Raw genomic sequence first — 6,856 nt, forward strand, 5'->3', positions numbered from 1 at the left:
GCGGACCTCGCCGCCGGACCTGGTCAGAGTACGTGAGCGGCTCGTCCCGGCGCCGCGACGTGCTCACCGTGTGGACGTGACCTCAGCAACACGCGCCGTGGTGACGGCCGAGGCGGGGGTCGCGCGCAGGGGGTCGAGGTGGCGGGCGAGGGCGTCGACCAGCGGTGCGCGGACGTCGTCGAGGGTGACGTGCCGGCCGCTCTCGATGGTCAGCGAGGTGACGTCGGCGTCGGTGATGCCGCACGGCACGATGCTGTCGAAGCGGCTCAGGTCGGCGTCGCAGTTGAGCGCGATGCCGTGCATCGTCACGCCCTTGGCGGTGCGTACCCCGATGGCGCAGACCTTGCGCTCGAGACGGTCGCCGTCGGCGGCGAACCAGACCCCGGTGCGGTCCTCGACGCGGATCGTGGCGAGACCGAACCCGGCGCACACCTCCATGACGGCCTCCTCGAGCGCGCGCACGTACGCGACGACGTCGATGGGCTCGGCGAGGCGCAGGATCGGGTAGACCACCTGCTGCCCGGGGCCGTGCCACGTGATCTTGCCGCCGCGGTCGACGTCGACGACGGGCGTGCCGTCCGTGGGGCGCTCGTCGCGGTGCGTGCGCCGCCCGGCCGTGTAGACGTCGGGGTGCTCCACGACGATCAGCGTGTCGGGGCGGTCGCCGGCGACGACGTCGGCGTGCACGCGGCGCTGGAGCTCCCACGCCTCGTGGTAGTCGGTCAGTCCGGGCAGCGTCATCACGTCCACCCGGCCGAGGCTAGCCCCCGTGCGTGCGATCAGTCGTCGGCGTCGCGCTGCGCCCGCACGAGGGTGACGAGGATCTCACGCAGCCGCGCGACGTCGTCGTCGTCCAGGCCGCGGGCGGTGAGGTCCTCCGCCGGCTGCAGGCGGCCGGCCTCCGCGGCGGCGTGGCGGCCGGCGTCGGTCACCGCGACGGCGCGGCGGCGCCGGTCGCGCGGGTCGTCGCCGCGGGTGACGTACCCGGCGCGCTCGAGCCGGGCGACGACGCGGCTCATCGTCTGCTCGGTGACGCCGTTGAGCGTCGCGAGCTCGCGCTGCGTGCGCGGCCCCGCGAACAGGTGCAGCAGCACCGGGAAGCCCGCGTGGTTGAGGTTCCAGCCCGCGAGGTGGGCGTTCCAGTCGTGCTCGATGCGGCGGACGACGGTGAACAGCAGCCGGCCCGTGGGCCACTCGCGCGGGTCGTCGCTCGTCGGGTCGACGGGGTCGGGCCACGCGTGGGCCTCTGCGCCGGGCGCGGCCGCGGCGTCGCGCGCGTCGTCGTGCTGCACTTGCGTCCTCCCAGGTGCGCCGTCAGAATGCTAAGCATGCTGAGCAATCCGGCGCGGGGCAATCGGGGTCGAGGTCTGCTGCGGGGCCTCGTCATTCTGGCAGCGATCGGGGTCTGGCTCGCGATCGGCGCGTTCGGGGGCCAGGCCCAGGGCAGCCTGAGCAGCGTCCAGACCAACGACGACGCGGCGTTCCTGCCCGCGAGCGCCGAGTCCACGCAGGCCGCGGAGCTCGCCGAGGAGTTCACCGACTCCGAGACGCTGCCCGCCCTGGTCGTGGCCGAGACGGCGGACGGGTCCGAGCTGACGCGGGAGCAGCTCGCCGACGTCCAGGCCTTCGCCGACGCAGTTCCCGACGCTCCGCTCGAGGGGACGTCGGGCGAGGAGCCGCGCACCGTCGGGGACCTGAGCGTCGCCGACCCGGTCGTGGTGCCGTCCGAGGACGGGCAGGCCGCGCTCGTCGTCGTGTCGCTCGACGCGGCACAGGCCTCCGAGGACCTCGGTGCGGAGGAGTCGAGCGGCTCCGAGCTCGCGGTCGCGGCGCTCCGCGCGCTCGCCGCCGCGGGGGTCGCGGACGGCGGGCTCGCAGGCACCGGGCTCGACGCCTGGGTCACGGGTCCGGCGGGCTTCGTCGCGGACCTCGTGAGCGCGTTCGGCGCGATCGACACCGTGCTGCTGCTCGTCGCCCTCGGCGCCGTCCTCGTGATCCTCGCGCTCGTCTACCGCTCGCCGTTCCTGCCCTTCGTCGTGATCCTCACGGCGGTCCTGGCCCTGTGCCTCGCGGGGCTCGTGGTCTACCACCTCGCCGCGAACGACGTGCTGACGCTGAACGGCCAGTCGCAGGGCATCCTGTCGATCCTCGTCGTGGGCGCCTCCGTGGACTACGCCCTGCTCCTGGTGGCCCGGTACCGCGAGGAGCTGCGCGCCACCGCCTCCCCGTACGCCGCGATGCGGCGGGCCGTGCGGGCCTCGATCGAGCCGATCGCGGCCAGCGCGGGCACGGTGATCGTCGGGCTGCTGTGCCTGCTGCTGTCCGACCTGTCGTCGAACCGCAGCCTCGGGCCGGTCGCTGCCATCGGCATCGTCGCCGCGTTCCTGTCGGCGACGACCCTGCTGCCCGCGATGCTGCTCGTCGGCGGGCAGCGGGCCCGGTGGGTCTTCTGGCCCCGCGTGCCGCACGCGCTCGGCCGACACTCCGACGCGCCTGACGCCCCGGACCCCGTCGACCCGACGCCGGACGCCCCGGCTGCCGCACGCGCCGCGGGCGCGGACGACGGGACGCACGACGACACGCACGTGGACGTCGCCGGGCACGGCGTGTGGTCCCGGGTCGCAGGCTTCGTGGGGCGGCACGACCGCGTCGTCTGGGTCGCCACGGCCGTCGTGCTCGCGGCCGGCGCCGCGTTCGTGCCGACGCTGGACGCGAACGGCACGGGGGACTCGGAGGTGTTCCTCACGCAGGTCGACTCGGTGGACGGCGAAGAGGCGCTCACCCGCCACTTCGAGGGGGTGTCCGCGCAGCCGGCGATCGTGATCGCCCCCGAGGAGGACGCGGACGCCGTCGTCGAGGCCGCCGAGGGCAGCGACGGGATCACGGCCGCGACGGTCGTCACCGACCAGCCGGCCGCCGCTCCGGGCATGCCCGCGCAGGGCGACCCGCTCGTCGTCGACGGGCAGGTGCGCGTCGACGTCACGACCGAGGCGCCGTCCGACAGCCAGGACGCCGTCGAGGCCGTGGCCGACCTGCGCACCGCGGTACACGACGTCAGCCCGGACGCGCTGGTGGGCGGCGCGGCCGCCGAGCGCCTCGACACGCAGCTCGCCGGCCAGCACGACTTGCGCGTGATCATGCCCGTGGTGCTCGCCGTGATCCTGCTGATCCTCGTCCTGCTGCTGCGGTCGGTCCTGGCGGCGGTGCTGCTCATGGCCGCGAACGTGCTGTCGTTCGGGTTCGCGCTCGGCGTCTCGGCCGTCGTGTTCAACCACGTGCTCGACTTCCCGGGCGCCGACCCGGCCGTGCCGCTCTACGCGTTCTGCTTCCTGGTCGCGCTCGGCGTCGACTACTCGATCTTCCTCATGACGCGCGTGCGCGAGGAGAGCCTGCAGGTGGGGACGCGGCGCGGTGTGCTGCGCGGGCTGGCCGTCACCGGGTCGGTCATCACGTCGGCGGGCGTGGTGCTCGCCGCGACGTTCGCCGCCCTCGGCGTCATCCCGCTGCTGTTCCTCGCCCAGCTCGCCGTCATCGTCGCGTTCGGCGTGCTCGTCGACACGCTCGTGGTGCGCAGCCTGCTCGTGCCCGCGCTCGTGCACGACGTCGGAGACCGGGTCTGGTGGCCGTCGCGGCTCGGCCGCGGTGCCACCGCGCCGAGGGCGGACGTCACGCCGTCGAGTCGATGAGCTCCAGCAACGCGCGGGCGGCATCGCGGATCTCGGTGTGGTCGTACTGCCCGGCGCGGCTCTCCAGCGACACCACGGCGCACCGGTGGACCTTCGACAGGTCGCCGTAGGGGAACGACACCGCCTGCTTCGTCTCGGGGTTCTCGTCGTCGTCCACGCCGAGGTGCCAGTGCCGGAACTCGGTCCAGCCCTTCTGGTCGACGAACCGGTTCTCCGCGTCCGTGCTCGGCGCGTGCTCGCTCCAGTCGTCCCGCTCGTCGCGCACCACCCGTCCCTCGCGCACGAGCGCCCGTGCCTGGTCCAGGCCCGGCTGGTTCAGTCGTGTCGCCATGGTCGTGGCTCCTTCCGATCGGGTCGTCCGCCCGGCCCCTGTGGGCCCTTCGTCCGGTCTACGGGAGCCTCCCGATGCCCACAACTCCGACCGTGGTGCCCCTGCCGCGGTGGCTCGCCGGTGCGGTGCGAGGGACGCGGGCACCTCGTCGGGCACCATGGGGGCATGGTCACGGACGAGGCAGCAGGGGCGGGCGCGACCGACGGGACGACGGCGACACCGCCGCCGCGCATGGCGATCGTCGGGTACGGGGGAGCCGGCCGGGAGATCCATGCCCGCCTCGCGGCGGAGGCGGGCCTGCGGGTGACGGCGGTCGTGACGCGCGACCCCGGGCGGCGCAACCAGGCCGCGGGGGACTGGCCTGGAGCCAGGCTGCTGTCGGACCTCGACGAGCTGATCGCGGCGCGCCGCGTCTACGACCTCGTCGTGGTCGCCAGCCCCACGACGCTGCACGCCGAGCAGGCCGCCGCCCTCGCCCGCGCCGAGATCCCGTTCGTGCTGGACAAGCCGATCGGTCTCGACGCGCACCAGGCGCGCGCCGTCGTCGAGGAGGCGGCCGCCACCGGCACACCGTTCACGGTGTTCCAGAACCGGCGGTGGGACCCCGAGCAGCTCACCCTGGCGAGCCTGCTCGACGCCGGGGAGCTCGGCGACGTGCACACGTTCGAGCGCCGCTGGGAGCGCTGGCGGCCGGTCCCGCGGCAGCGCTGGAAGGAGAACGACCCGGTCGGCGGCGGGCTGCTGCTCGACCTCGGCCCGCACCTGGTGGACTCGGCGACGCAGCTGTTCGGCCGCGTCGAGAGCGTCTGGGCGCAGACCCGCAAGCTCACCACCCCGACCGAGGACGACGTCTTCCTCGTCCTGGAGCACGAGGCCGGCGGTGGCCGCGCGGCGAGCCCGCACGGCGTCGTGTCCCGGCTCTGGGCGGGGTCGGTCGTGGGCGCGCCGGGTCCCCGGACCCGCGTGCTCGGGTCGGCGGGCGCCTACCTGGTGACGACCTTCGAGCAGGACGCCTCCCCGCTCGAGGTGCTGGACGACGACGCGCCCGACGGCTCGGTGGGCTGGCTCACGCGCGGCCGCGACCGGCGGGCCGTGCCCGCGGCGCCGGGCGGGCACGCCGACTTCTACCGGGCGCTGGGACCGTGGCTGCACGGGGACGAGCCTGCCCCCGTCGACCCGGCCGACGCCGTCCGCACCGCCGAGGTGCTGGACGCCGCCCGGGTGTCGGCGCGCGAGGGGCGTCGCATCGCCCTCTGACGGCACCTGTGGATGACGGCGACGCCGGGTCGCCGTGTGGGTGTTCGATGGCATCGTGCCCACCCAGACGCTGCCGATCCCGACCGACGCCGGCGCCCGCGACGCCCTCCTCGAGCGGGTGCGCGCCCTCGCGACGCTCCGGCACCCGTGCGTGGAGCCCGTGGTGGCCGTCGACGTGCGCGACGACGGGACCCTGGCCCTGCGGCGTGGCGGCGGGGCGACCGACCTGCCCACCGTGCTCGCGGTGCGCGGGCGCCTGACGTCGCGGGAGGCGGCGGGCGTCCTCGTCGCCGTCGCGCGCGGGCTGGCTGCGCTGCACAGCGCCGGGCTGCGGCAGGGGAGCGTGGGGGCGCCGGACGTCGTGCTCGATCCCGGCGGCGGAGCGCTCCTGCGCCCGCGGGTCGAGGCGGGCGACGGCGCCGACGGCGCGGTCGCGGGCGACCCGGCCGACGCGGAGGCGGCTGACGTGCACGCGCTGGCGACCCTCGTCGCGGACCTGCTCGGCGAGCGCAGCGACGACGACGCGACCGCGCTGCGTGCCGTGCTGGCCCCGGCGGCCGCGCCCGACCCGAGGGTGCGCCCCGAGGTGGGCACGCTCGCGGCGCAGCCGGACGCCGCCGTCGCCGGCGAGCCCGTGCGGCTGCCGGAGCCCGCCGCACTCGCGGCGGCGGCGCTGGGTCGGCGGTCCGCCGCGCCGGGAGCGGAGGAGCCTATCGCCCGGGTGCCCCGGAGGCGGGCGGTCCGCCGCGCCGACGGAGGCCGGGCCGGTCGGCCGGCGAGCAGGTCCGCGCGGCGCGCGACCGGCCGGCGCCGCGGCGGGACCGCGCGGCGGCTGCTCGGCCTGGCCGGCGCGGTCGGCGTCGTGGCGGTGCTCACGGCGGTCGCGGTCCAGGTCCGGGCGCCTGACGACGGCACCGACCTGCCGGGCAGCACCCTCGGGGCCGGCACGTCGTCGCAGGCCTCACCGAGGGTGGACGTCGACCTGGACGCCGACGACGCCCCGGGCGGCGGCCCGGCGCAGGGCGATCCTACGCAGGCAGAACCCACGCACGACGACCCGACCCAGGACCGGGCCGACCCCGGCGCCGCCGCCGCCGAGCTCACCCGGCGGCGCGTCGCGCTGATCGCGGCCGCGGACCCGGACCCGGCGCGGTGGGGGTCGGTGGACGTGCCGGGGTCGCCGGCGTACGAGGCGGACGCCGCCCTGCTCGAGGACGACTCGCGGGCCGGCACCCGAGTGCGAGGCGCCGAGGCACGGGTCGAGGACGCACGACCGCAGGATGCCGGCGAGGGCGGCACGAGCGGGGAGCGGGACGACGACACGACGGACGTCGTGGTGCGGTACACCGTGACCGCGCACGAGCAGGTGGCCGCGGACGGCACCGTCACCGCCGTCCCCGCGACGGAGGTGCGCAGCGCGACGCTGCGGCTCGCCTGGACGCCGGAGGGGTGGCGCGTCGCCGAGGTCTCCTGAGCCCGGCCTCCCGGGCCCGGTCTCCCGAGCCGGTCTGAGCACGGACGCCGTGGGAGCGCCGCGCCCTCGGCGCCGGCGTCGGACGCACGGACGACGCAGGGCGCCCCG

General features: G+C 76.3%; 6 protein-coding genes. 3 read left to right on the top strand and 3 right to left on the bottom strand.

The genetic code is table 11. The features are described 5' to 3' along the window. Positions 1–63: 63 nt before the first annotated feature. Both lipB and ACFUVW_RS00390 read right to left on the bottom strand, forming a co-directional pair. Positions 64–741, bottom strand: a complete 678-nt coding sequence (gene lipB, locus ACFUVW_RS00385) for a lipoyl(octanoyl) transferase LipB (protein ID WP_430569364.1) — start codon at positions 739–741, stop codon at positions 64–66. Positions 742–779: 38 nt separating this feature from the next. Beyond that, positions 780–1,292, bottom strand: a complete 513-nt coding sequence (locus ACFUVW_RS00390) for a MarR family winged helix-turn-helix transcriptional regulator (protein WP_430569359.1) — start codon at positions 1,290–1,292, stop codon at positions 780–782. A 27-nt stretch (positions 1,293–1,319) separates the two neighbouring features. Between ACFUVW_RS00390 and ACFUVW_RS00395 the strand changes: the two genes are divergently transcribed. Beyond that, positions 1,320–3,686 carry an MMPL family transporter gene (locus ACFUVW_RS00395; RefSeq protein ID WP_430569360.1) on the top strand — a complete coding sequence of 789 codons (2,367 nt, stop codon included), beginning with the start codon at positions 1,320–1,322 and terminating at the stop codon, positions 3,684–3,686. Here the strand turns inward: ACFUVW_RS00395 and ACFUVW_RS00400 are convergent. Next, the gene (locus tag ACFUVW_RS00400; protein ID WP_430569361.1) at positions 3,667–4,017 is read right to left on the bottom strand and encodes a hypothetical protein; all 351 of its coding nucleotides are present in this window, start codon (positions 4,015–4,017) and stop codon (positions 3,667–3,669) included. The two genes, ACFUVW_RS00395 and ACFUVW_RS00400, sit on opposite strands and share 20 nt — an antisense overlap. 231 nt (positions 4,018–4,248) lie before the next feature. Here ACFUVW_RS00400 and ACFUVW_RS00405 point away from each other — a divergent pair, with 231 nt between their 5' ends. Together ACFUVW_RS00405 and ACFUVW_RS00410 are read left to right on the top strand one after the other, a co-directional pair. After that, the gene (locus tag ACFUVW_RS00405) at positions 4,249–5,274 is read left to right on the top strand and encodes a Gfo/Idh/MocA family protein (protein ID WP_430569365.1); all 1,026 of its coding nucleotides are present in this window, start codon (positions 4,249–4,251) and stop codon (positions 5,272–5,274) included. A 55-nt stretch (positions 5,275–5,329) separates the two neighbouring features. Further along, on the top strand, positions 5,330–6,748 hold the full coding sequence (locus ACFUVW_RS00410) for a hypothetical protein (protein ID WP_430569362.1): 1,419 nt from the start codon (positions 5,330–5,332) through the stop codon (positions 6,746–6,748). The last annotated feature ends 108 nt before the right edge of the window (positions 6,749–6,856 follow it).

This window comes from Isoptericola sp. NPDC057391 (assembly GCF_042668085.1).
Classification (GTDB): Bacteria; Actinomycetota; Actinomycetes; order Actinomycetales; family Cellulomonadaceae; genus Isoptericola.